The sequence below is a fragment of the Variovorax sp. GW821-FHT09D07 genome, assembly GCF_059416345.1.
In genome coordinates this window covers 1-21134 of sequence record NZ_JBWKOY010000005.1, presented here as the reverse complement: position 1 = coordinate 21134, position 21134 = coordinate 1, and the positions used below count along the sequence as shown (strand labels likewise).

At 65.1% G+C, this 21134-nt stretch carries 19 protein-coding genes; 15 read left to right on the top strand and 4 right to left on the bottom strand.

What is annotated here, in order from left to right:
- The first annotated feature begins 14 nt into the window (after window positions 1-14).
- Together AC07OX_RS18900 and AC07OX_RS18895 are read left to right on the top strand one after the other, a co-directional pair.
- Window positions 15-560 carry a DUF1120 domain-containing protein gene (locus AC07OX_RS18900; protein WP_495261528.1) on the top strand — a complete coding sequence of 182 codons (546 nt, stop codon included), beginning with the start codon at window positions 15-17 and terminating at the stop codon, window positions 558-560.
- 87 nt (window positions 561-647) lie between these two features.
- A complete protein-coding gene (locus AC07OX_RS18895) occupies window positions 648-1520 on the top strand; it encodes a winged helix-turn-helix transcriptional regulator (protein ID WP_495261527.1) in 873 nt (290 codons plus the stop codon).
- Between the two features lie 16 nt (window positions 1521-1536).
- Here the strand turns inward: AC07OX_RS18895 and AC07OX_RS18890 are convergent, their stop codons facing one another.
- Window positions 1537-2499, bottom strand: a complete 963-nt coding sequence (locus AC07OX_RS18890) for a LysR family transcriptional regulator (RefSeq protein WP_062472868.1) — start codon at window positions 2497-2499, stop codon at window positions 1537-1539.
- A 199-nt stretch (window positions 2500-2698) separates the two neighbouring features.
- Between AC07OX_RS18890 and AC07OX_RS18885 the strand changes: the two genes are divergently transcribed.
- The 8 genes from AC07OX_RS18885 to AC07OX_RS18850 all read left to right on the top strand — a co-directional run bounded on the left by AC07OX_RS18885 (window position 2699) and on the right by AC07OX_RS18850 (window position 9051).
- Window positions 2699-4030 (top strand): MFS transporter, encoded by a 1332-nt coding sequence (locus tag AC07OX_RS18885; RefSeq protein ID WP_070060608.1) that lies wholly within the window; start codon window positions 2699-2701, stop codon window positions 4028-4030.
- Window positions 4031-4080: 50 nt separating this feature from the next.
- Window positions 4081-4635: a 2-oxo-4-hydroxy-4-carboxy-5-ureidoimidazoline decarboxylase gene (uraD, locus tag AC07OX_RS18880; protein ID WP_062472872.1), complete on the top strand. Its 555-nt coding sequence runs from the start codon at window positions 4081-4083 to the stop codon at window positions 4633-4635.
- Complete coding sequence (locus AC07OX_RS18875) at window positions 4628-5143, top strand: hydroxyisourate hydrolase (protein ID WP_495261526.1); 516 nt, start codon at window positions 4628-4630, stop codon at window positions 5141-5143. The genes uraD and AC07OX_RS18875 overlap by 8 nt, the downstream gene beginning before the upstream one ends.
- A gap of 48 nt (window positions 5144-5191) precedes the next feature.
- A complete protein-coding gene (uraH, locus tag AC07OX_RS18870; protein ID WP_062472877.1) occupies window positions 5192-5527 on the top strand; it encodes a hydroxyisourate hydrolase in 336 nt (111 codons plus the stop codon).
- A 19-nt stretch (window positions 5528-5546) separates the two neighbouring features.
- Window positions 5547-6038, top strand: a complete 492-nt coding sequence (locus AC07OX_RS18865) for a nucleoside deaminase (RefSeq protein ID WP_070060610.1) — start codon at window positions 5547-5549, stop codon at window positions 6036-6038.
- Window positions 6039-6138: 100 nt separating this feature from the next.
- Window positions 6139-6750, top strand: a complete 612-nt coding sequence (locus AC07OX_RS18860) for a TetR/AcrR family transcriptional regulator (protein WP_157755062.1) — start codon at window positions 6139-6141, stop codon at window positions 6748-6750.
- Between the two features lie 53 nt (window positions 6751-6803).
- Window positions 6804-7253, top strand: a complete 450-nt coding sequence (locus AC07OX_RS18855) for a nuclear transport factor 2 family protein (protein ID WP_495261525.1) — start codon at window positions 6804-6806, stop codon at window positions 7251-7253.
- A 100-nt stretch (window positions 7254-7353) separates the two neighbouring features.
- Complete coding sequence (locus tag AC07OX_RS18850; RefSeq protein WP_495261524.1) at window positions 7354-9051, top strand: long-chain fatty acid--CoA ligase; 1698 nt, start codon at window positions 7354-7356, stop codon at window positions 9049-9051.
- On the opposite strand, the gene AC07OX_RS18845 is transcribed toward AC07OX_RS18850, so the two are convergent.
- Entirely contained in the window at window positions 9043-9981 is a 939-nt protein-coding gene (locus AC07OX_RS18845; RefSeq protein WP_495261523.1) for a LysR family transcriptional regulator, read from the bottom strand. The two genes, AC07OX_RS18850 and AC07OX_RS18845, sit on opposite strands and share 9 nt — an antisense overlap.
- A gap of 139 nt (window positions 9982-10120) precedes the next feature.
- Here AC07OX_RS18845 and AC07OX_RS18840 point away from each other — a divergent pair, with 139 nt between their 5' ends.
- Complete coding sequence (locus AC07OX_RS18840; RefSeq protein ID WP_492685657.1) at window positions 10121-10528, top strand: RidA family protein; 408 nt, start codon at window positions 10121-10123, stop codon at window positions 10526-10528.
- Between the two features lie 359 nt (window positions 10529-10887).
- On the opposite strand, the gene AC07OX_RS18835 is transcribed toward AC07OX_RS18840, so the two are convergent.
- Window positions 10888-11169, bottom strand: coding sequence for a putative quinol monooxygenase (locus tag AC07OX_RS18835; protein WP_495261522.1), 282 nt, complete (start codon window positions 11167-11169; stop codon window positions 10888-10890).
- An 854-nt stretch (window positions 11170-12023) separates the two neighbouring features.
- Between AC07OX_RS18835 and AC07OX_RS18830 the strand changes: the two genes are divergently transcribed.
- From AC07OX_RS18830 to AC07OX_RS18815, 4 genes are all read left to right on the top strand, one after another.
- A complete protein-coding gene (locus tag AC07OX_RS18830) occupies window positions 12024-14045 on the top strand; it encodes a hypothetical protein (RefSeq protein ID WP_495261521.1) in 2022 nt (673 codons plus the stop codon).
- A gap of 95 nt (window positions 14046-14140) precedes the next feature.
- Window positions 14141-15043: an ATP-binding protein gene (locus AC07OX_RS18825; RefSeq protein WP_495331130.1), complete on the top strand. Its 903-nt coding sequence runs from the start codon at window positions 14141-14143 to the stop codon at window positions 15041-15043.
- A gap of 3 nt (window positions 15044-15046) precedes the next feature.
- Window positions 15047-16870, top strand: coding sequence for a hypothetical protein (locus AC07OX_RS18820; protein WP_495261519.1), 1824 nt, complete (start codon window positions 15047-15049; stop codon window positions 16868-16870).
- Entirely contained in the window at window positions 16848-18737 is a 1890-nt protein-coding gene (locus AC07OX_RS18815; protein WP_495261518.1) for a site-specific integrase, read from the top strand. Before AC07OX_RS18820 ends, AC07OX_RS18815 begins: the two co-directional genes overlap by 23 nt.
- A gap of 348 nt (window positions 18738-19085) precedes the next feature.
- Here AC07OX_RS18815 and AC07OX_RS18810 read toward each other — a convergent pair.
- On the bottom strand, window positions 19086-21134 hold a 2049-nt coding region (locus AC07OX_RS18810), incomplete at its 5' end, for a YadA family autotransporter adhesin (protein ID WP_495331128.1).

Genomic DNA, 21134 nt, shown 5'->3' with positions numbered 1-21134 from the left:
AAAGCCTGCGCCGAATGAGCGCGACGTTCGGCATGGCACTTGCCGCGCTGGCAGCAACGCCGGCGCATGCACAGGCCTCGGCACGCTGCGACGCGCAACTGAGCGAGTCGCTCGTCGACTACGGACGTATGACCCGCGCACAGCTGCTGGAGCGCCAGCCCGACCCCGCCCGGGCCTCGCTGGGCAAGCACCTCGTGACGCTCACGGCGGTATGCGCCGAACGCACGGCGATGGCGCTGTCGTTCCAGGGCGCGGCAGCGGACGACTCAGGCTTCCGGTTTGCCGGGAACGGCCGCTTCACCCTGCGGATCGTGCAGGCGCAGCTCGACGGCAAGCCGGTTCGCCTGGCCGGATCGCACGCGGACGCCACGAACTCGGCCCCTTCATCGCTCCTTCGGCCCGGCGACCGGATGTCGCCCATGGACGGCGCAGGCCTGGCCCAGGGCCAACGCCTGACGGTCCAGCTCGAGATCGAGCCCTTCGTGGGAGTTGCTGCCACGCGCGTGGGTGCCGAGAGCACCTGGGAAGGCGCGGGGCGTTTCGAAGTTCTGAGCCGCTAGCCCGTCATCCGGCGCACAGGCAACCCTGTCGACTTGCCCACAAGGCGAGTCGACATCCGATCCATCCATCCACCTCTGGAGTGATCCTTGAAGCAGAGTCATTGCCCCCTCCACACCGCCACCCCTTCCACGCTGCGGCTCCCCATCACGTGGGGCGAGACCGCGTGCGCCACCATTGCGGTGATCGACCCGGAGCTGCGGCCCCGACAGCAGATGGGGCGGGCCATCCGCAGGCTCGGCCATTGGCCGCTGGTCTTCACCAGCGCACTGGAATTGATGCAGGCGTGCCGCTACCTCCACCTTCGCTTCGACGCCGTGGTCGTGGCCTGCCCGGTGGACGCCGGCGCCGCGGGCGCACTGATCGCCCAGGTGCGGGAGCAGGTGGGTCCAGAGTGCCCCCTGGTCCTGAGCGGCAGCAAGCGCGGCCTGCGCGAGTTGGCAGTCCTGCATGCGCGCGAATCCGACCACGTGGAGGTGACGCCGTCTTCGTTCGAAGAGGCGTACCTGCTGATGCGGTGCTTCCTGCAGTGGCACCGGGCACGGGTGGCGGGCCAGTTCGTCGAATGGGGTGCGTTCCGCTTCGACCTGTCCGCGGACAGCGCGCAGGTGGCCGGCATCCGGGTCGAATTGACGCCCAATGAGTTCGACCTGGCCATCGTGCTGTTCAGGAACGTCGATCAGGTCCTGACCCACCACGCACTGCGCGCGCTGGTGTGGGACAGCGGCCATCGCTGCGGCTCCGGGGTGCTCTCCACGAACGTGTGCGGCCTGCGCCGCAAGCTCGGCCTGGGCGCCGGACGCCATGGGCTGGAACTGCAGGCCGTTCCGGGGCAGGGCTACCGGCTGAGCACCACGGCCAGCGCGCCGGAAGAGAACAGGCGCCGGCAGCGGGAACCCGTCCGAAGGGCAGGGGAACGCGCGTGGGGGAGCGCAGCCGCTGCGCCGGGTTCGGCCGCCTGAGCGAAAGGCAATCAGCCTAGGCGCTTGCTGGTGCGGCAGCTTCCGCCGCATCGGGCCGCGCCAGCCCCGACGCCACCGCCGCCAGGATGCCGCGCAGCCAGCGGTGCGCCGGCTCGTGCTGCGAGCGGTCGTGCCACAGCTGGTAGAAGCGCATGCGCGGAAAGCCCTGCGGCGCGGGCACCGCCACCAGCGGCAGCGTGTGCACGAACTGCATCGCGAAATGGCGCGCGGTGGTGAAGACCAGGTCGGTGCCCACCAGCAGGTGCGGTGCCACGGTGAAGTAGGGCACGGCAATGCAGGCCTCGCGCGTCTGGCGCAAGGTGGCCAGGTGCGTCTCGACCACGCCGCGCTGCGACGCCGCATACGGCGTGGGCACCACGTGGCGCGCGGCGATGTAGCGCTCCATCGTCATGGCGCCCTTGGCGGCCAGCGGGTTGTTCTTGCCCATGAGGCACATCAGGTCGTCCTCGAGCAGCAGCGACAGGTGCAGCCGGTCGGGCGGCTGCGGCCAGTTGCCGATGACGATGTCGAGCTCGCCCTGGGCCAGCGCGCGCTCGTAGTCGTAAGTGACGCTCAGCGGGTGCACCACCAGCCGCGCATGCGGCGCCTCGGCGCGGAACCGCGTGGTCACGTCGGCCAGGAAGCTCATCGCCAGGTAGTCGGGCAGCGCGAGGTGGAAAGTCATTGCGCTGGAGGCGGGCTCGAACTGCTCGGGGCCCGAGAGCATGCGGTCGATTTCGAGCAGTGCGCCGCGCGCGCGGTCGCGCAGCTGCAGCGCCCGCTCGGTGGGCACCATGCCGCTGCGCTCGCGCACCAGGATGGGGTCGGCGAACACCTCGCGCAGCCGGCGCAGGGCGGTGCTGATGGCGGGCTGGGTCTGGTTCATTCGCACCGCCACCCGGGAGACGCTGCGTTCGGCCACCAGGGCGACCAGCACGCGCAGCAGGTAGGTGTCGACGGGAGCGTGGGAGCGTGACATGGCGGAGAAAAAGGCCTCTGGGGGCGTTGCCGGCGGCAAGACCATCATGGCAAACCGTTATGCCGCACATTCTAGAGAGCGTGATCCGGGGCCGCGATATCTGCCTACAGTTCGCCACCAGCGGGAACGGCAGCCGCAAGCGGACCCACAGAAGGTCCCAGGCGGCGCGTCCCGTCCACACCTAGAAATGGAGACAACCATGAGCATGGACGCCACGATGGCGCCAGTCCGGGAACACACCGCCACGGCGGAACTGGACGGCATCTACCGCAAGATCATCTTCCGCCTGATTCCCTTCCTGATGCTGCTGTGGGTGCTGGCCTGGATCGACCGGGTCAACATCGGCTTCATCAAGCTGACGATGCTGGACGACCTGAAGTGGAGCGAGGCGGCCTACGGGCTGGGCGCGGGGATCTTCTTCCTGGGCTACTTCTTCTTCGAGGTGCCCAGCAACCTGCTGCTGCAGAAGATCGGCGCCAAGAAGACCATCATGCGCATCACGATCGGCTGGGGCCTGACCTCGATCGCCACGATGTTCGTGAAGAGCACCGAGATGTTCTACCTGCTGCGCTTCCTGCTGGGCGTGTTCGAGGCGGGCTTCTACCCCGGCATCATCCTGTACCTGACCTACTGGTTCCCCGACAGCCGGCGCGCCAAGGCCTTCGGCATGTTCATGTCGGCCTCGGCCTTCGCGGGCGTGATCGGCGGGCCGCTGGCCGGCACCATCATGAACAACATGCATGGCGTGAACGGCTGGGCCGGCTGGCAATGGGTGCTGCTGCTCGAGGGCATTCCCTCGGTGCTGGCCGGCATCGCCACCTACTTCTATCTGACCGACCGGCCCGAGCAGGCCCACTGGCTCACGGCGCGTGAACGCCAGCTGGTGCACGACGACCTGGAACGCGACCGCAAGACCCTGGGCCACCGCGAGCACAGCATGCTGGCCTCGCTGAAGAACGGCAAGTTCTGGCTGCTGATCCTGATCTTCTTCTGCATCATCGCGGCGAACTCGTCGCTCACCTTCTACGGCCCGACACTGGTGAAAGAGATCGGCTTCACCAACCCGCTGACCGTGGGCTGGATCATGGCCGGCGCCTACCTGTGCGGCGCGGCCGGCATGATCTGGAACGGCTTCCACTCCGACCGCCACCAGGAGTCGCGCTACCACTGCGCGCTGGCCGCGGCGCTGGGTTCGGGGGCCTTGCTGGTGGTGGCGCTGTTCCTGCGCCAGAGCCCGGCCCTCGTGCTGGCCGGCCTCACGCTGGCCATCGTCGGCACCATGAGCGCCATCCCCGTGTTCTGGCAGATGCCCAACCGCTTCCTGGCCGGCACCGCGGCCGCCGGCGGCGTGGCGCTGATCAACTCGATCGCCAACCTCGCGGGCTTCGGCGCGCCGTGGATGCTGGGCCTCATCAAGACCGCCACCGGCAGCCTCGCTCCTGGCCTGTATGTGGTCGCGGCGGTCGAGATCTGCGCCACCGTGCTGATCCTGCTGTTCGTGCCGCGCCTGCACAAGACGCCCGCGCGCTGATTCCTTCCACCCCTTCGTCCGACTGTCTGAATACAAAGGAGATGCTCTCCATGCCTTCCCACGCCCATCGTTTCGATCTCCAGGCGCTCAACGCCATGGACTGCGACGCGTTCGTCGCCGCACTCGGGCCGACTTTCGAGAACTCGCCCTGGGTCGCACGCTCGGCCTGGTCGCTGCGGCCCTTCGCCACCATCGACGCGCTGCACGAAGCCATGCTCGACGTGGTGCGCCGCGCACCCGACGCCCAGCAACTGGCGTTCCTGTGCGGCCACCCCGAGCTGGCGGGCCGCGAAGCCCAGGCCGGCACGATGACCGTCGAGTCGGTCGGCGAGCAGGGCAGTGCGGGCCTGAACGCCCTGAGCCGCGAAGAGATGGCCGAGATCCAGCGGCTGAACCGCGTGTACCGCGAGCGGCACGGCTTTCCTTTCATCATCGCGGTGCGCCGCAGCACCAAGGGCCAGATCTTCGAGGCGCTGCGCAGCCGCGCCGCCGAGTCCACCGAAGCCGAGCGCCGCGCGGCGCTGACGCAGATCGGCCTCATCACCCGCGGGCGCATCGACACGCTGCTGGGTGCGTCCACCTCCCAAGGAGCGGTCCATGCCTGAGAAAGAAATTTCCCTGCCCGCACGCCGTCGCTTCGCGCTGTCGGGCCTCGCGCTCGGCGCCGCAGCCCTGGCGCCTCACGGTGCTGTTGCACAGACAACGGCCGCACCCGTCGGCCCGGCCCAGGCCAGCGGCCCCATCGTGCTGCACGGCGTGAGCCCGCGCCTGACCGTGCACGCGCTCGACACCTTCCACGGCGCCGCGGCGACCGGCCTTCGCATCGATTTCTCGGCCCGCGAAGGCGACGGCTTCAAGCTGCTGCGCACCGTGACCATGAACGGCAACGGCCGCTCCGACGAGCCGCTCTTGATCGGCGACGGCTACCGCGCCGGCGACTACGAGCTGCTGCTGCACGTGGACGAGTACTTTGCGCGCAAGCAGTCGCGCCTGCCCACGCCGCCGTTCCTGTCGAAGCTGCCGGTGCGCATCCGCGTGGCCAACGTGGCCGAGCGCATCCACCTGCCGATCCAGTTCGGCCCGTGGAGCTACACCTACTCGCGCGGCAGCTGACCAAGCAGGCCCCGTTCGTTCCCATCGTCCGCAAGGAGTTTTGTTCTCATGACCGGCATCACCACCCACGTGCTCGACATCACCACCGGCCGCCCGCTCGTCGGGCTGAAGGTCGACCTCTACGACGTGGCGACCACGCCGCCGACGCGCCTGAACAGCACGCGCACCAACGCTGACGGCCGCACCGACGCGCCCATGCTGGCCGCCGCCTCGGCGCGCACCGGGCAGTTCGAGCTGCAGTTCCACGTCGGGGACCACTTCAAGGCGGCCGATGCGCTGTCCGACGTGGTGCCCGTGCGCTTTGCCATCGCCGACGCCGCGCAGCACTACCACGTGCCGATGCTGTGCGCCCCCTGGTTTTTTTCCACCTATCGCGGCAGCTGACCGCGGGAGCTTTTGCTGAATGACCACATCCCATGACCCCCACGCAGGCGCGTACCTGCTCGACTCCATCCGCCTCGCCATGGGCAACATCCGCGAACGCAAGACCTGGCCCTTCGGCGCCGTGATCGCGCGCGACGGCAAGGTCATTGCCACCGCCGTCAACGAGGTGGACGCCCTGTGCGACCCCTCGGCCCACGCCGAGATGCAGGCCGTGCGCGCCGCCGCCAAGGCCCTGAAGAGCACCGACCTGTCGGGCTGCACCGTGTACGCCAGCGGCTACCCGTGCTCGATGTGCCTGACGGCGATGTACCTGTCGGGCGTGAAGGAGGTGTTCTACGCCTACTCGAACGAAGACGGCGAACCCTTCGACCTGTCGGCCGCACGCGGCTACGTCGAGATCGCCCGGCCGCTGGAGCAGCGTGAGATGAAGCTGCATTCGCTGCCGGTGCGCGATGAGGCCGATGAGGACTTGTACGAGGCGTGGCACAAGGTGGCGCAGCCGGCGGGTTGAGCCAGAGACAGCGCTGCGCCCGGGCCTGCCGGGCCGATGCTGCGTGCCATACTGCCCGCGTGTTCACGTGGCGCAGCAGCCATCGAGGAGAAAGACGCACATGGTCCAGCAGGCCAAGCGCAGCGCAACCACCGTCGGGGCCATCCTCGCCTCGGCGCGACAGCTGTTCATAGAGCGGGGGTTCGCGGCCGTCAGCATCGACGACATCGCAGCTGGTGCAGGGATCGCCAAGGGCGGCCTGTATCACCACTTCCGCGCCAAGCACGATGTCTTCGAGGCCGTGCTCGATGCGGTGCAGGCCGAGCTTGCAGCGGAACTCGGCACACGCATCCAGCGCATCGAAGGGCACCGTTCGCCCCACACCATCGCGACCAACCTGCGCATCTACCTCGAAGCGGCCACGCAGGAAGGCCTGCGCCAGCTGATCCTGGTCGACGGGCCCGTGGTGCTCGGCTGGGAGCGCTGGCGCGGCATCGACGACCGCCACTTCATGGACTCGATCCGCACCGGGCTGGTGGCCATCATGCCGGCGGGCACGCCACCCGAAGAGATCGAGGCCGCCACGCGGCTCATCGCCGGCGCGGTGGCCGAAGCGGCGCTGGCCTGCGGGGCGGCGCAAGACCCGATGGCCGCCGTGCAGCTGCACTGCCGGTTGCTCGAGACCATGCTGTGCGGGCTGCAGCAACACGGGTCGGATTCACACCCGGATTGACAAACCGACTTTGAGTCGGTAAATTTTCTCCATCGCATCCGATGGAGACAGACATGGCGTTTCCTGGCAAGACCGATCCCGCCGACCCCGCCCAGGGGACCGAAGCGTTGTTCGCGCGCTACCACGTCGGATGGGAAACACGCGACCCCGACCGCATCGCGTCGCTGCATTCCGAAGACACGACCTACTGGCTGCACGACGGCTCCGCGCCGGTGCGCGGGCGCGAGGCGCTGCGCCAGTACTGCGTGGGCGTGTTCGCCCGTTACCCCTTCAGCTTCGAACTGCGGCGCAGCCTGTTCGGTGCACGCCACTGGGTGCTGGAGTGGGTGATGGTGCTGCCGCTGAAGGACACGGCAGGGCAACCGTTCACCGCGCGCGTCGAGATGCTCGACGTGGTCGACGTCAACGACGCCGGCGAGGTGACGCGCAAGGACGTCTACATGAACGGCGCCCAGTCGCAGGCCGCCTTTGCGCGCGCGGGCATCGCGCCCGGCCAGCCGTAGCCGTCTCGTTCTTGAAGCATCGCTCCCGCTTCCGGCTTGTTGGAAGCGGGCAGGGCGCAGCCACGCCCAACGACCGGTTACCACCCACCAGGAGCACGCCATGCACACCCGCCCGCATCACACGTTCTGGCCCCGGCGCCTGCCCCGCGCCTTGCACGCGGCACGCACGCCGCTGTGGGACAACCTCGCGGTCAATGCCCGCCGCTTTCCCGACAAGGCGGCGCTCATCTTCATGGGCCGCACGCTGAGCTACGCGCAGCTGTGGGCTGCCGTCGAACGCCTGTCGGCCGGCCTGCATGCGCTGGGCGTGCGCCCCGGCGACCGCGTGCTGCTGGCGATGCAGAACTGCCCGCAGCTGGTGATCGCGCATTTCGCGATCCTGCGCGCCGATGCCGTGGTGGTGCCGGTCAACCCGATGAACCGCGCCGAGGAGCTGAAGCATTTCATCGTCGATCCCGATGCGCAGGTGGCGATTGCAACGGCGGACCTCGCGGTCGAGCTTGCGAAAGCCAGCGACGCCCTGCCGCAGGCGCAGCAGCTGCGCCACCTCGTCGTGACGCAGTTCACCGATGCCTTCGACCCGGCCGCGCTGTCGGAACAGGACATGCCGGCAGCCTGGGCGCCGTGGCTGCTGCCGCGACGTGAGCTGCCGACGCTGGCCGGTGGCGCGGTGCATGCGTGGTCCGACTGCCTGGCCTGCGAAGCAGCGCCGCCCGTGGCCAGCGCCGATGCGGACGCACTGGCCCTGTTGCCTTACACCAGCGGCACGACCGGCCTGCCCAAGGGCTGCATGCTCAGCCACGCGAACGCGATGCACAACGCGATGGCCATCAATGCCTGGGGCAACGTGACGCCGCAGAGCATCCACCTCGTGGCCGTGCCGATGTTCCACATCACCGGCATGGTCGGCGTCATGCACGCGGCGATGCAGGTGGGCGCCACGGCCGTGCTGATGCCGCGCTGGGACCGCGAACTGGCGGGCCGGCTGATCGCCACGCACCAGGTCACGCACTGGGCCAACATCCCGACCATGGTCATCGACCTCTTGGCCAGCCCGAACGTGGCGCGCTTCGATCTGTCGAGCCTGGTCGCCATCGGCGGCGGCGGGGCGGCGATGCCGCAGGCGGTGGCGCAGCGGCTGTTCGAGCAGTACGGCCTGCGCTACGTCGAGGCCTACGGCCTCACCGAAACCGCCGCGCCCTCGCACTACAACCCGCCCGACGCACCCAAGCTGCAGTGCCTGGGCATCCCGTTCATGAGCACCGACGCGCGCGTGATCGACCCCGACACGGGCCGCGAGGTCGCGCCGGGAGCGCAGGGCGAGATCGTGATCCACGGGCCGCAGGTCTTTGCGGGCTACTGGAAACGCCCGGCGGACACTGAGGCTGCTTTCGTCGAGATCGACGGCCAGCGCTTCTTCCGCTCCGGCGACATGGGGCATGTGGACGGGGAGGGCTACTTCTTCGTCACCGACCGGCTCAAGCGGATGATCAACGCGAGCGGCTTCAAGGTCTGGCCGGCCGAGGTGGAAGCGCTGATGTTCCGCCACCCGGCGATCCAGGAGGCCTGCGTGATCGCGACCCGGGACGCCTACCGCGGCGAATCGGTCAAGGCGCTGGTGGTGCTCAAGCCTGAGCAAGCGCCGGTGAGCGCGCAGGACATCATCCACTGGTGCGGAGCGAACATGGCGGCGTACAAGGCGCCGCGCGTGGTGCAGTTCGTCGACGCGCTGCCCAAGAGCGGCAGCGGCAAGGTGATGTGGCGCGCGCTGCAGGAAGCAGAGGCTGCGTCAACGTGAAGCCGACGGGCCCGGGCGAACGACGACCGGCGCATGCTGCGCCATCAGCCCGGCGACCCACTCGATGAACGCGCGCAGCTTGGCGCTCACATGCCGGTTCGGCGCGAACGCCACGTACAGCGGCATCGGATCGAGCTGCCAGTCTTCGAACAGCGGCAGCAGTTCGCCGCGCGCCCGGTGCGGCGCGGCCATGTAGTCCGGCAGCCAGAGGATGCCCAGGCCCGCCAGCCCCGCGGCGAGGTAGGCGTTGCCGTCGTCGACCGAGAGCACGTAGCGGCCCTGCACGTCGACGCGCTCGTCGCCCCGGCGCATGGCGTACGGAAAGGTCTTGCCGTGGCGCGACCACAGGAAGCCGACGATGCGGTGGTGCGTGTCTTCCAGCTCGCGCGGGTGCGTCGGCGTGCCGGCCAGTTCCAGGTAACTCGGCGTCGCGTAGACCCCGAGCTGCAGGTCGCCCACGCGGCGGGCCATGAGCGAGGGGTCGGTGAGTTCGCCGCCGCGCACGACGCAATCGACGTTCTCGCCGATCACATCGACCATGCGATCGCTCACGCCCATGTCGAGCTGGATGTCGGGGTAGCGCGCATGGAAGGCCGGCAGCGCGGGCACCAGGATCATGCGGGCCAGCGGGCTGGGCACGTCCACGCGAAGGCGGCCGCGGGGCAGGGCGGTGGCACTCGACAGGCTGGTCTCGGCGTCGTCCAGGTCGGCCAGCAGCCGCACCGCACGCTCGTAGTACGCCGCGCCATCGGCCGTGACGTTCACCTTGCGCGTCGTGCGATTGAGCAGCTTCACGCGCAGCCGCGCCTCCAGCTGCTGCACCAGCTGCGTCACGCTGGTCTTGCTCATGTGCAGCGTGTCGGCGGCCTTGGTGAAGCTGCCGGCTTCCACCACGCGGGTGAAGGCCTGCATTGCATCGAAACGGTCCATGGGAGGGCTCCTGCGGGACGTGTGCCGTGATTGTTTGGGATCTGCAAACAGTGATTGTTGGCTTTGCCCGTTTATCGATGGCGCATGGCTTCCTAAAGTCCCTGCATCGTCCTCACTCACCGCAGAAAGAAAGCACCTTATGGCCTCACGCGACGTCGTTTTTCCACCTGGGCGCCAGGCGCTCTATGACCGCAACCGCTATTCGCCAGCCGTTCGCTCCAACGGCTTCCTGTTCGTGTCGGGACAGGTCGGCAGCCGCGAAGACGGCTCGCCGGAACCTGAGCTGGAAGCGCAGGTGCGGCGCGCCTTCGACAACCTGAACGCCATCCTGAAAGCCGCGGGCTGCACCTTCGACGACGTGGTCGACGTGACGGTCTTCATCGTCGATCCAGAATCGAACTTCGAAACGATCTGGAAACTGGTGCCCGAGTACTGGGGCGAAGCGCCGCACCCGACGCTGACCGGAATCGGCGTGACGTGGCTCTATGGGTTCCAGTTCGAGATCAAGGTGATTGCGAAGCTGCCGGATGGGAGCACGCTGAGTTGATTCGACTCTGGGCTACTTCGCTCTGACCTGAAATGAAGGGCTGGGCGAAGTGCCAAGGCTGGAGGGGCATTGGGCTCGGGTCGAGGAGTGCCCAGGTTCTCAGGTTCACCGTCCATGTTCAAAAATGTGTACTCGAAGAATCACTACTAAGTAGTTGATTTATAAAGAAACGAGAGTTCAACCGATACGGATTCGTCGAACGCTTTTTTTCATGAAAGTGTTCTCAACATGTCGCTTTCGCAAATTGTGTTCGCGAGATGTCGCAACAACTCTGCAGGGATGCCTGTTAGGTCATCAACTCGCCCGCGAATGCTCTTGAGCTTCCACGTCTCTAGACGCTCGGCGTCAACAAAGAAAAGTTAGAGGACTTCACTCAAGAAGACTGGCTGGAGGGAACGCGCCAACAACTCATCCAAGCGCGCCGCAAACGCTTGAAAGAAGGGCATCTTGCAGAGTTCATCGAGTACAGCTCTGCCTGTGAACACTTCCCGCATGTAGGAGGTGCCCGGCGCATCTGACTGTTCTAAGAGCGTGTAGTCGAAGGAGTCAGGCTCTCGGCGGGCTGCTTGCTCGTTCAGCCAGGCTGGCGGTAGCGCTGCTGCTTCACTTGCTATCGCAATCTGTGCGAGCGCGGTGATCACCGCCAATCTCTACTTTGGCGGGGTTCGGGCGTCGCAGTTCAGCCCACAGGACAGAAGGCGACGCTTGTCGAGCGTGCGCCACGCGGCATGCTCCACGCGTGCAGCGCCTCGTTGACGCCGAGCGACACGTCTAAATTCCGAAAACAAACTAATTAGTGAAATCTCGAAGTTGGAGCCAATGGAAGGAATTATTTCACGCAATTGAAAATAAAATTTCCTGATATTTTGTGGTCTCAACTTAATTGACAACTCAATGGTAAATCGAACCAACGCTTTTGAGGTCTGCTAGAGCTGCCGGCCTCGGTCGATCATTTGATCTTTGCGGTTCTTTGGGCTTGAATCCCCGGTTCTTCAACAACCGCCACAAGCCCGATCATGTAACCAATGCAGAAACCCCGGACTGTTACAGCAGCCGGGGTTTCTTAAAGCTCACTCTGAACCCACTTCGATAAATGGATGCTTTGAACGATACGCTTGAAAAAGCGTGGCGTCAAGGGCAGGGGGGAGGCTTTTCCGGGACTTGTTCCGCATTGATATGACCGCGTCGGCCTATTGCAATGCGACCCGTCAGTTCTCCCCGTCACTCGCCCGCGGACTTGCCGCGACAAGCGCGCGCCTCCCTATCCCCCGAGCCGAATGCATTAGTCGCCGAGGCCCCCGCTCAGGGGCATGACACATCGGGCCCCGAGAGAGAGCTCCTGTCTAGGCAGCACAGTCCCACAGAGGTCGGGGAGGTTCTTTGCAAAAAAAAATCATCGCGTCGTAGCGACGCCAACGCTTTTTTTCCAGGGCGCCATCTGGTTGGAATTACCGACCAGCCTGACTTCAATCCGGATTTCTGGCCGGATCTTGAAGTGAGTGGCCTCGATCAAGCAAAACTTGATACTTACCTGAAAAGAAAAAAGGCCATCCGCCTCTTTTTCGAAGGCGCCAGCTCCCGAGCGCTTCAAATGGCGTCAGGTCTCGGCACGACCTGGATCAATCGCCTCATTCGAGAGCGATGCATGCTCATTCACCCGGATGGGCGCATCTACGGCTGGCGGGGACTGGTCAAATATTCAAGGATCGCGAGCTATACCCGAAAAAAGAAAGTGAAGGCAGATGTCGGTGGACGAGGATGTGCCGGAGCAATGCGTTCGTTATTGCTGACTGAGCCTGATCTTGACCGGCGATTCACGAATTGGATTTTAAAATCCGCGGTTGCCGGTGAGCTCGGCGAAGTCAATAGGCCGTTCCAGCGAATCTGGAAGTGGTTCTTGAAGGAACTTCAAAAGCTCGGCTACGAGGTTCGTAACGAATGGCCATTTACCACTGAGGCCCGGGGTTATCAGGCCGTGCGGAATCACGTGAGGCGCGTGCTGGATTCGAACCCCCGCAAGGCGGCGCGCGTGGTGGGCGGCAAGCCCTTAGCCGACAAACTGAGCGGCGGCGACGGGGTAGACCGTCCGATCCACCGGGCCTACCAACGGGTCGAAATGGATGCCCACAAGCTCAACGGGCGTTTCTGCATCCTGGTGCCTCACCCGCTCGGCGGCCATGTGCCGACCATCGTTCGGCGCCTTTGGGTGATCGTCATCGTCGACGTCCACACCCGCGCGGTGCTGGGGTATCACCTGAGTCTACGCCCGGAGGTAAACAAGCAGGACGTGCTCCAGACGATCAAGTCGGCACTGACGCGCTGGCAGCGCATGTCGCTGTCAATGGGCGAAGTGAGCTACTTGGACGATGCGGCATTGCCCTCGGGCCACCATGAGCGCTACGTCGGTCTTTGCTGGGACGAAACGAGCGTCGACGGCGCGTTGGCAGGCACGTGCAAGGACGTGAAGGACATGTTGCTCAATGTTGTGGGCTCCACGATGGTCGAACCGTCGCAGGGATGGAGCGCGCGGCGGCTTAAAGATGATCGGCCCTTCATCGAAACATTCTTCCGAATGCTGGGGCAGCGAGGTTTGAATCGCATGTCGAACTCAACGGGGAGCAAGCCTTCGGAAAAAGCCGGGCGCGATCCGGAGCTGGTGGCCCTCAACAGCCAATTCCAGCTTGAGTACCTCGAAGAGCTTCTGGATGTTTTGATCGCCAACTACAACGCAACTCAACACGCGGGTCTGGGTCATCGTTGGCCACTTCAGTTCCTGGACTTCCTGACGACGCGCGAAGACGCGCCCGAGATACGTCGGGCGGATCCTCAACTGCTGAGCGGTCTACTCAGTGTCCGGAAGATCTGCACGGTTAAAGGGGGCTACCGCAAGGGGCGGCGGCCCTATGTCAACTTCTATGGCGCCGCGTACAGCGGCGAGATTCTGGCGGACCGACACGACCTGGTGGGTAAGAAGATCAGTGTTACGAGCCATCTGGACGACGATGCGCGCGTGGTGAAGGCGTCTACGGCGGACGGCTATTCGTTGGGCGTTCTGCGCGCCGCGGCACCATGGCACGGCTTGCCACATTCACTCTCTGTGCGCAGCGCGATCCATACCCTGGTGAACGCACGCAAGTTCCGCATCTCCGCTGGCGGCGATGCGGTTGCATCTTTCATCGAGTTCGTCGAATCGTCCCGCGGAAAGAAGCTGCCGCCGCATCCGGCCTATCTGGCCCTGCGCAAGATTTTGGTCGACGTCGCGCAGCGCACGAACGACGCGGACCTCGACAGCGCTGTCGAAGTGGCACGGGCTCGCCTTGCCGAACGCAACGAAGTCATAGCCAAGGCCGATGCGTCCGGCACCGACGAGGCTGCGCCATCCGCATCCGAATCGATTTCTGAGTCAAGGTCTTTTCCGACGCGACACCCTGCGTCCTCGAAGCGCTCTGACGCGCCTTCGCCCGCCATCAAACCCAAGAAAAAGCTGCCGATGCATCGCATGGCCGCGAACAAGTAGGGCAACGTATGGACAAAAGACTTCCCCGGCACGTCGACAGTCGCCATCCGGTACTGCGTCAGGAGTACGCCGTCTTCACGGCAGCCATAGCTGAGATGGCAACCGTCCTGGGCGATTGGATCGATCAAAAGCAGCCTGGCGGCATCATTCACGGGCCCTCCCGATTCGGCAAGACCAAGGGCGTGAAATGGCATCTGGGCGAGCTGCTGAGTCAGCGCTTCGGCAGGGCCATTCCCCTGTACATGTGGACGCGCCCCCCCGACAGTCAAAACCATGAGGGCGAATTCTGGCGGTCGTTGTTGATCGCCTCGGGTCATCGCTACGCGCTCACCAAGTTACACGTCGGTGATCGAAGGCGCATGCTGCAGGAGCTTTTCATTTCCACCGCTAGAAACTGCGGCTGCAACTTCGTCATTCTGCTGATCGATGAAGCGCAGACGATGACGCTCAGGGAATGGACATGGCTACTCGGACTTCAAAACGCCCTCGACTGGGAGGGCTTCCGTCTGAGCGTCTTCTCGGTGGCCTCGCATCAGCTGGGCTACCAGTACCAACTCATGGCGCGTTCCGATCACGCGCACGTTGCGGCCCGCTTCATGGTGTCGCATTGGCAGTTCCCGGGATTGAGCAGCGAGGAAGAGATCGAGTTCGTGTTGCAGGGCTACGACCTTGCGAGCGAGTGGCCGCAGGGCTCCGAAACGTCCTACCTCGCGCACTTCGCGCCCGATCAGTTTAGCCGCGGAGAGCGGCTATCGCATTGCGCATCAACGGTCTGGCAGGTGATGAATGCGTTGCTGCCGGAGGACTATGGCGGTGAGCCCAATTTTCCGATGCAGCATCTTGCGCGATCCGTCGAGAAGATCCTGATGAATCTTGCAAAGGGGGATGACTGGGAAGAGGGGACAAGCCAGGACGCGTGGCTCGAGGCTTTCGCCGAGACGCGGTTCGCCGATCACATGCGCCTGATCTCCGCTGAACTGCCACGGAAAAGGACCTAGGCGATGGAGTCCCTTGTACTGACCTCGGGCGACAGTCCGTCAATTCTTGGGAAAGCGATCAGCCGAGACCGACGGTATCGCCAGATTGCGTGGACGCCGCACACGATCGCACCCTATGCATCGATGTGGATCACGGCTCAGAGATTCATCGTCTTGAATCACCCGAGCCAACAGGCGTTCGAGCACGACTTTGTACTAAACGACGGGAGCGGCAAGGCGATGTCGTTGGATTGCTCCGTCAACCCAGAACACTCTCTCCGGTTATTGCGCTTTTGCCGGGTAACCGGCGAATCCGTCACATCGTTGAAATGGTCTCAGGTCGGGCAGTATCCATCCAGCCTTCGACCGCTCTTCGGCCGTTTCGTGGTCTGGTGCCGCGCCTGCCTTGCGGAGGCCTTTCACAGCGTTCTCTTTTCACTGGCAGGACTGAACCGCTGCCCCGTCCATGACATTCCGCTCGAGTACCGATGCCGCTGCGGTCTTTCGATACCACACGGAAAGCTTGGGACTTCTTTCCAGAAGCCCGGACACTGCCGGTGCGGCTTTGTGTTCCTCGAGCCGGCTACCGCAAGAGAGCCGAAGCGCAACCCGGCACGCGACGCAGTCCTCGAGGAGCTCACGCGCTGGCTGGAGGCTGCGAGTAGTCGTTTCTGGTTCGAATTACACGATCAGTGGTCGCGTTATCCGAGCATCGAACGCTATCTGGTGCATGCCCAACATTGGGCACAGGCATTCCGTACGCCAAATCCTCCCCTATGCTGGGCGGTTGCCGAACTGCCCGAGTTACAACACGCGCGATGGAACTGCGCGTCACACGAGTTTGGCGGGGAACCGGTGCGGGTGCGGCACGACATCGCCCCCACGCCGGAGTTGGGAGCTGCCAGCGCCGTATTCAAGGCGATCAAGCGGCACCTGCTGCGCCACGTGCTCGCGAGCGAAGCCCGTGGGTGGATCGAGGCGTTCGCCCAGTCCTCGGACGAGACGTACATCCTGCGTCATCTGGCCTCGAGCCCACAGGCGCGGGACGCCTGGTGCCTGCTGCTTTGGTGGCAATCGTGCGTGTGGAGCGTCGGTCTGCGCGACTGGTTCCGGCGCCAAACCTACAGGATGCCGCCGCAATGGGAAATCAGGAATGCCCGCGTACTGCCGTCCGAGACGGCCTTGCATCCGCTGGACATAGCATTCCAGGGTGGCAGTCGGCGTTGGCTACTTCAATGGACGACGGCCGGCAGCCTGTCGATGCTGTGGGTGGCAGCGCGAAGGGCTGTGGCGCTCGCGGTGAGCCGTGCCGAGCCGGTGTGGGGGCGTGGCGCGGTCGGCGAGCGGTTATTTCCTGCCTGGAGCGCCGCCCGCAACAGCGCCGGGAAGCTGGTGTTGTGCATGGACGCACCGGACAGATCCTGCTGGTCCGCGCGCACGCGGACGCCCAAGGCGGCGCGCGCGCAAGGCGCGCGGGACCGGGAAGTTCAGATGCGCACCCGGATCGCGTCGCAGTGTGCACCGGTTTGTGTCTGGTATGACGGGGAAGCACAAACGTGGACGACCGGGCCAGGCGTGGGGCTGAAGGTAGGCGAGGGCGCCCGCCGACGGCGACTCCTAGGCAAGACGAAGTGCTTCTTCGCAATCGTCGCGCTACGGGGGCCAGAGGGCGAGCGATTTGCCGCTCAGAGCCTGTCGCACCCCGTGGCCGCCAGCGCGAACTCCCCCAGGGACGCGATCAACGGGCTGCGCACAGCGTTGACCCGGTGGGTCCGAGAAGGCGCGGCATTCGCGCCGGCTGAGCTGCAAACAATGGAGAAGCCCGATGCGCCGTTCCCAAATCATTGAAGTCCGACAACTGCATCGCGGCCATTTCGCCTTTTTGCGCGCAGTGCTGCAAGGCGTGGATCCGGTTACGAGCTGGAGCGCCTACATGCAAGTGGAAAGTTTGACTGCTACCGACCGCAAGAGCAGGCAGATGGCCGACTGGATTCGTGACGAGTGCGTCGCGGCGGCGAATCGCGACTGCCGGTACCACGTGGCACGACTTCTGCGGCTTGAGCTCGCAGCATTTGGCGGTGCAGATGACGCTGCGAGTATTGGCCACGCGACACACGCATCGTCTTCGGAAGAGCAGTTCGAGATCCTGGCTGCCGGTCGCGTCACTGCGACGCATCAAAGGGCACGCCTCGTCCAACGGCAACTGGATGCGCTTCGAGGCCTCGAGATGCGGGCCCTCGCGCGCATGTCTGCCGAGGATTCGGTGGGCAAGTGGTTGCCCCCGGCTATGGCCAGGCTGCTCGAGAAAGCCGGCATGTCCACCTTGTCGTTGCTGATCGCGCGCATCAAGAACAACGGCGTGCGATGGTGGTCTGACGTGCCGGCGGTGAGCCGGGGGAAAGCCGCTCGGATCGTTGACTGGGTTAGCACGCACGCGCAGGACATCGGCATTCCCTTTGCCTCGGCGCGTCTGGGCGACAACCAGGCCGGAGGCCTAGACCGAAGTGGGCCATCGACGACCCTGGTTCCCTTAGAGCATTTCCTCGTGCCGCGAGAACTTGATGGTCACGACGGTGCATTCCGCGTGCCGCGCGGCGAGTGCCTACTGGCGGCGGACAACGACCGCCAAGCGATCGAAGCTTGGCTTAACGACACACATCACGCCTTGCGCTCTCCTGAAACCATCCGCAGCTACCGCATCGAAGCAGAGCGATTGCTACTCTGGTGCGTCTTGGTCAGGCGCAAGCCCGTCTCCTCCTTGACGCATGCTGATGCGAAGGCCTACAGGGATTTTTTGGTGGATCCGCCGGGCCATTGGTGTGGGTACCGCGGGAGCCGACGTGACTCGCCCCAGTGGCGGCCTATGGAGAAAGGATTGAGCGCGGCTACGCTGGGAATGGCTTTAACCCGCCTTGGTTCCCTGTTCAAGTACCTGATCACTCACCGGTATGTCTACAGCCATCCCTTTCTCGAACCTAAGGCTATCGACAGGGGCCGCAGCGATACCAGCCTGCAGCGAACTCTGACGTTCGCGCAGTGGGATCGAATAGACCGCGATCTGGCTGCAGAACTCGAATTCAAGGCGGCGCATGAGCCGACCAGGCGGCGCGCGCGCGCCATTCGCTGGCTCTACGCTACCGGCATGTCGCTTTCCGAGATCGTCGCCGTGCAATGCGGCGCGCTGCGGCCGATTCGGTTCACCCAGGCTGACGGAACAACCGGTAGCGGCTGGGTTGTCCTTGTCGTGGGCCGGCGCGAACTCATGCGCGAGGTGCCGGTGCCGTCGCAGCTGATAGCAGAACTGGGGGATGAGTTGGCCCGAGCCTATCGGCCACGCGCGCCGACGGATCGGGCAAACGCGCGCGTGCCAATTGTCGGCCGGTTCGGCGCAGCGGACGGAGGGGTCCCACCGGCCTGGACGGCAAGTGGGCTTTACACGTCCATCAAGAATTTCATGGAGGCTTGCGCCGCTCGAATGGAAGGCGAGGATGCGACGCAGGTGCGACTGGCAACTGGCAGGTGGCTACGCAACACGCATGGCATGCACGCTGCCAAAGGGCGGGGTGATAGCGAGAGCAAGCCCGTTCCTGTGCACCACATCGCAGCCGGTATGGGTTGTCGCTCGACGTGGCTGATTTCGCAGCACTTGCAGTCGACTGAGGCGCAACGGCAAGAAGCGATGAAGGACTTCTGGCCGCCAGAGGACTCTGCGTGAACTGCAAGCGTGCCGATGCGCATCGTTCAGCTCAAGAGGGTACTGAGACCACGCTTACCCTTCGTCGGTTGCTGCCAGCGTCTTTATCGCATTGCGCCGAACGGGGCTGCTGCGCCGCATTTTTGCGCGAGCTGGTGAACCAGCTCGCGCTCGATGGAGCGGCGCAGGCAGCGTGCCTCGCCTGCCGCAGCGATTTCTCCCGGCCGACGGCGCCACGGTCTCGAACAAGACCAAGTGCGTCGATGCCGGCGGGCCCGGCGATCAACGCCGCACCCCGGCGCTGCAGGATGCGTCTTCAAGAGCCGTTCAGGTGCCGATCTCCTTTGAGGGCTGCTTGTGCCTACGTGCCTACCATTCGTAGCCGACGCCCATGCCCAGGCTGATCTTCTTGCCGCTGAAGCCGCCGTTGACCTTGTAGACCCAGCTGCCGCCCTCGGTCCGGTACGAATAGCCGAAGGCCACCGCACCATAGCCCGAGTACGAGCCGACACCCAGCGACACGAGGTTCTTGCCCGGCGTCATCGCCTGGGGCAAGCCGGTCATGGCCGTGGCGATGGCCACCCCGCTGTAGGCGATCCGCGCCACTTCGCCCACCTGTCCCTGCAATTGGCTCTGCACCTGGGACAGTTGCTGCATGTTGACCGCGTCGCCCGGCATGATGCCCGGCGCCACGTTGCTGATGCGCGTGCCGCTCGGCGCCTGGCCGTTGCCCAGCGTGACCTGGTTGTAGTTGACCGATCCGTCGGGGTTGGTCGCGTACTGCACGCCGCCGGCAGCGACCGCATTGGCCGTGGCCCTGAGCTGGGCGACATTGGTCGCGTCGCTGTCGGCCGTGCCTGCGGCCACGCCGTTGATCTGGCGGAACTGGCCGTTGGCCGCATCGCCCACCGACACCGCGGCCTGCGTGCTAGTCGTGGCCTTGATGGCCGCTGCCTGCTGCGCGGTCGCGCTGGCCGGGACGTACCCGGCCACGCCCGCGGCGGTGGAGGCCACCGAGCCGGAGCCCAGTGCCACGCCGCCGCTTTGCTGCACTACCGCGCCGAAGCCGATCGCCGTGCCCTTGGAGATGTTCTGCGCTTGGCTCAGCGGCGTGCCGCCAGCATCGGCGCCGTCGCCCAGTGCCACGCCGCCGCCGCCCGCACGGGCATTGGCACCGATGGCCTGCGAGCCCGTGGCGAGTGCGCCGCTGCCGATGGCGATCGCGTTCGCACCGGTAGCCTGCGCCCCGAAGCCCACCGCCACCGCGCCGTCAGCCGTGGCCTTCGCGCCGTTGCCGGCGGCGAAGGAATTGGCGCCGCTGGCTTCGGAACGCGGCCCGATCGCCACCGCCTCCTGGCCGCTGGCCTTGGAGTCGGTGTTGGTCGAGTTGGCGTGGAAGTACTTCGTGCCCTTATCGTTGATCGTGTTGACCGTCGTGCTCAAGCTGCTGATGCTGCTCGTCGCCGAGCTCAGGCCGGACGACGTGGAGGTCGACAGGCTGTTCAGGTTGCTGTTCGTCGTGCTCAGTCCCGACGACAGGCTGCCGACATTGCTGTTGGTCGTGCTCAGGCCAGTGGACAGACTGCCGATGTCAGTCGAGAGACCGTCGATGCGGCTATTGGTCGTACTCAGGCCGCTCGACGTCGAAGTCGAGAGACTTCCCACATTGCTGTTGGTGGTGCTCAGCCCAGAGGACGTGGACGTCGAGAGGCTGCTGACGCTGCTGTTCACTGTGCTCAGACCGGACGAAGTCGAGGTCGAAAGGCTGTCGAGGTTGCTGTTGGTGGTGCTCAGGCCGGTCGACAGGCTGGAGATGCTGCTCGTGGCCGTGCTCAAGCCGCTCGACGTGGAAGTCGACAGGCTGTTCACGTTGCTGTTCGTGGTGCTCAGGCCAGTGGACAGGCTCGAGATGCCGCTGGTCGCGGTGCTCAGACCGCTCGAAGTAGACGTCGACAGGCTATCGATGCTGCTCGTAGCCGTGCTCAAGCCGGACGACGTGGAAGTCGACAAGCTGCTCACGTTACTGTTGGTCGTGCTCAGGCCAGTGGACAGACTGCCGATGTCAGTCGAGAGACCGTCGATACGGCTATTGGTCGTACTCAGGCCACTCGACGTCGAAGTCGAGAGACTTCCCACATTGCTGTTGGTGGTGCTCAGCCCAGAGGACGTGGACGTCGAGAGGCTGCTGACGCTGCTGTTCGCTGTGCTCAGACCGGACGAAGTCGAGGTCGAAAGGCTGTCGAGGTTGCTGTTGGTAGTGCTCAGGCCGGTCGACAGGCTGGAGATGCCGCTGGTGGCGGTGCTCAAGCCCGTCGAGGTCGAGGTCGAGAGGCTGGAGATACTGCTCGTGGCCGTGCTCAAGCCGCTCGACGTGGAAGTCGACAGGCTGTTCACGTTGCTGTTCGTGGTGCTCAGGCC

What these genes read in the sequence shown, in the direction of transcription:
- AC07OX_RS18900 (WP_495261528.1), top strand. Translation starts at nt 15, where the DNA reads ATGAGCGCGACGTTCGGCATGGCACTTGCCGCGCTGGCAGCAACGCCG.
- AC07OX_RS18890 (WP_062472868.1), bottom strand. Translation starts at nt 2,499, where the DNA reads ATGTCACGCTCCCACGCTCCCGTCGACACCTACCTGCTGCGCGTGCTG.
- AC07OX_RS18885 (WP_070060608.1), top strand. Translation starts at nt 2,699, where the DNA reads ATGAGCATGGACGCCACGATGGCGCCAGTCCGGGAACACACCGCCACG.
- uraD (WP_062472872.1), top strand. Translation starts at nt 4,081, where the DNA reads ATGCCTTCCCACGCCCATCGTTTCGATCTCCAGGCGCTCAACGCCATG.
- AC07OX_RS18875 (WP_495261526.1), top strand. Translation starts at nt 4,628, where the DNA reads ATGCCTGAGAAAGAAATTTCCCTGCCCGCACGCCGTCGCTTCGCGCTG.
- uraH (WP_062472877.1), top strand. Translation starts at nt 5,192, where the DNA reads ATGACCGGCATCACCACCCACGTGCTCGACATCACCACCGGCCGCCCG.
- AC07OX_RS18865 (WP_070060610.1), top strand. Translation starts at nt 5,547, where the DNA reads ATGACCACATCCCATGACCCCCACGCAGGCGCGTACCTGCTCGACTCC.
- AC07OX_RS18860 (WP_157755062.1), top strand. Translation starts at nt 6,139, where the DNA reads ATGGTCCAGCAGGCCAAGCGCAGCGCAACCACCGTCGGGGCCATCCTC.
- AC07OX_RS18855 (WP_495261525.1), top strand. Translation starts at nt 6,804, where the DNA reads ATGGCGTTTCCTGGCAAGACCGATCCCGCCGACCCCGCCCAGGGGACC.
- AC07OX_RS18850 (WP_495261524.1), top strand. Translation starts at nt 7,354, where the DNA reads ATGCACACCCGCCCGCATCACACGTTCTGGCCCCGGCGCCTGCCCCGC.
- AC07OX_RS18845 (WP_495261523.1), bottom strand. Translation starts at nt 9,981, where the DNA reads ATGGACCGTTTCGATGCAATGCAGGCCTTCACCCGCGTGGTGGAAGCC.
- AC07OX_RS18840 (WP_492685657.1), top strand. Translation starts at nt 10,121, where the DNA reads ATGGCCTCACGCGACGTCGTTTTTCCACCTGGGCGCCAGGCGCTCTAT.
- AC07OX_RS18825 (WP_495331130.1), top strand. Translation starts at nt 14,141, where the DNA reads ATGGCAACCGTCCTGGGCGATTGGATCGATCAAAAGCAGCCTGGCGGC.
- AC07OX_RS18820 (WP_495261519.1), top strand. Translation starts at nt 15,047, where the DNA reads ATGGAGTCCCTTGTACTGACCTCGGGCGACAGTCCGTCAATTCTTGGG.
- AC07OX_RS18815 (WP_495261518.1), top strand. Translation starts at nt 16,848, where the DNA reads ATGCGCCGTTCCCAAATCATTGAAGTCCGACAACTGCATCGCGGCCAT.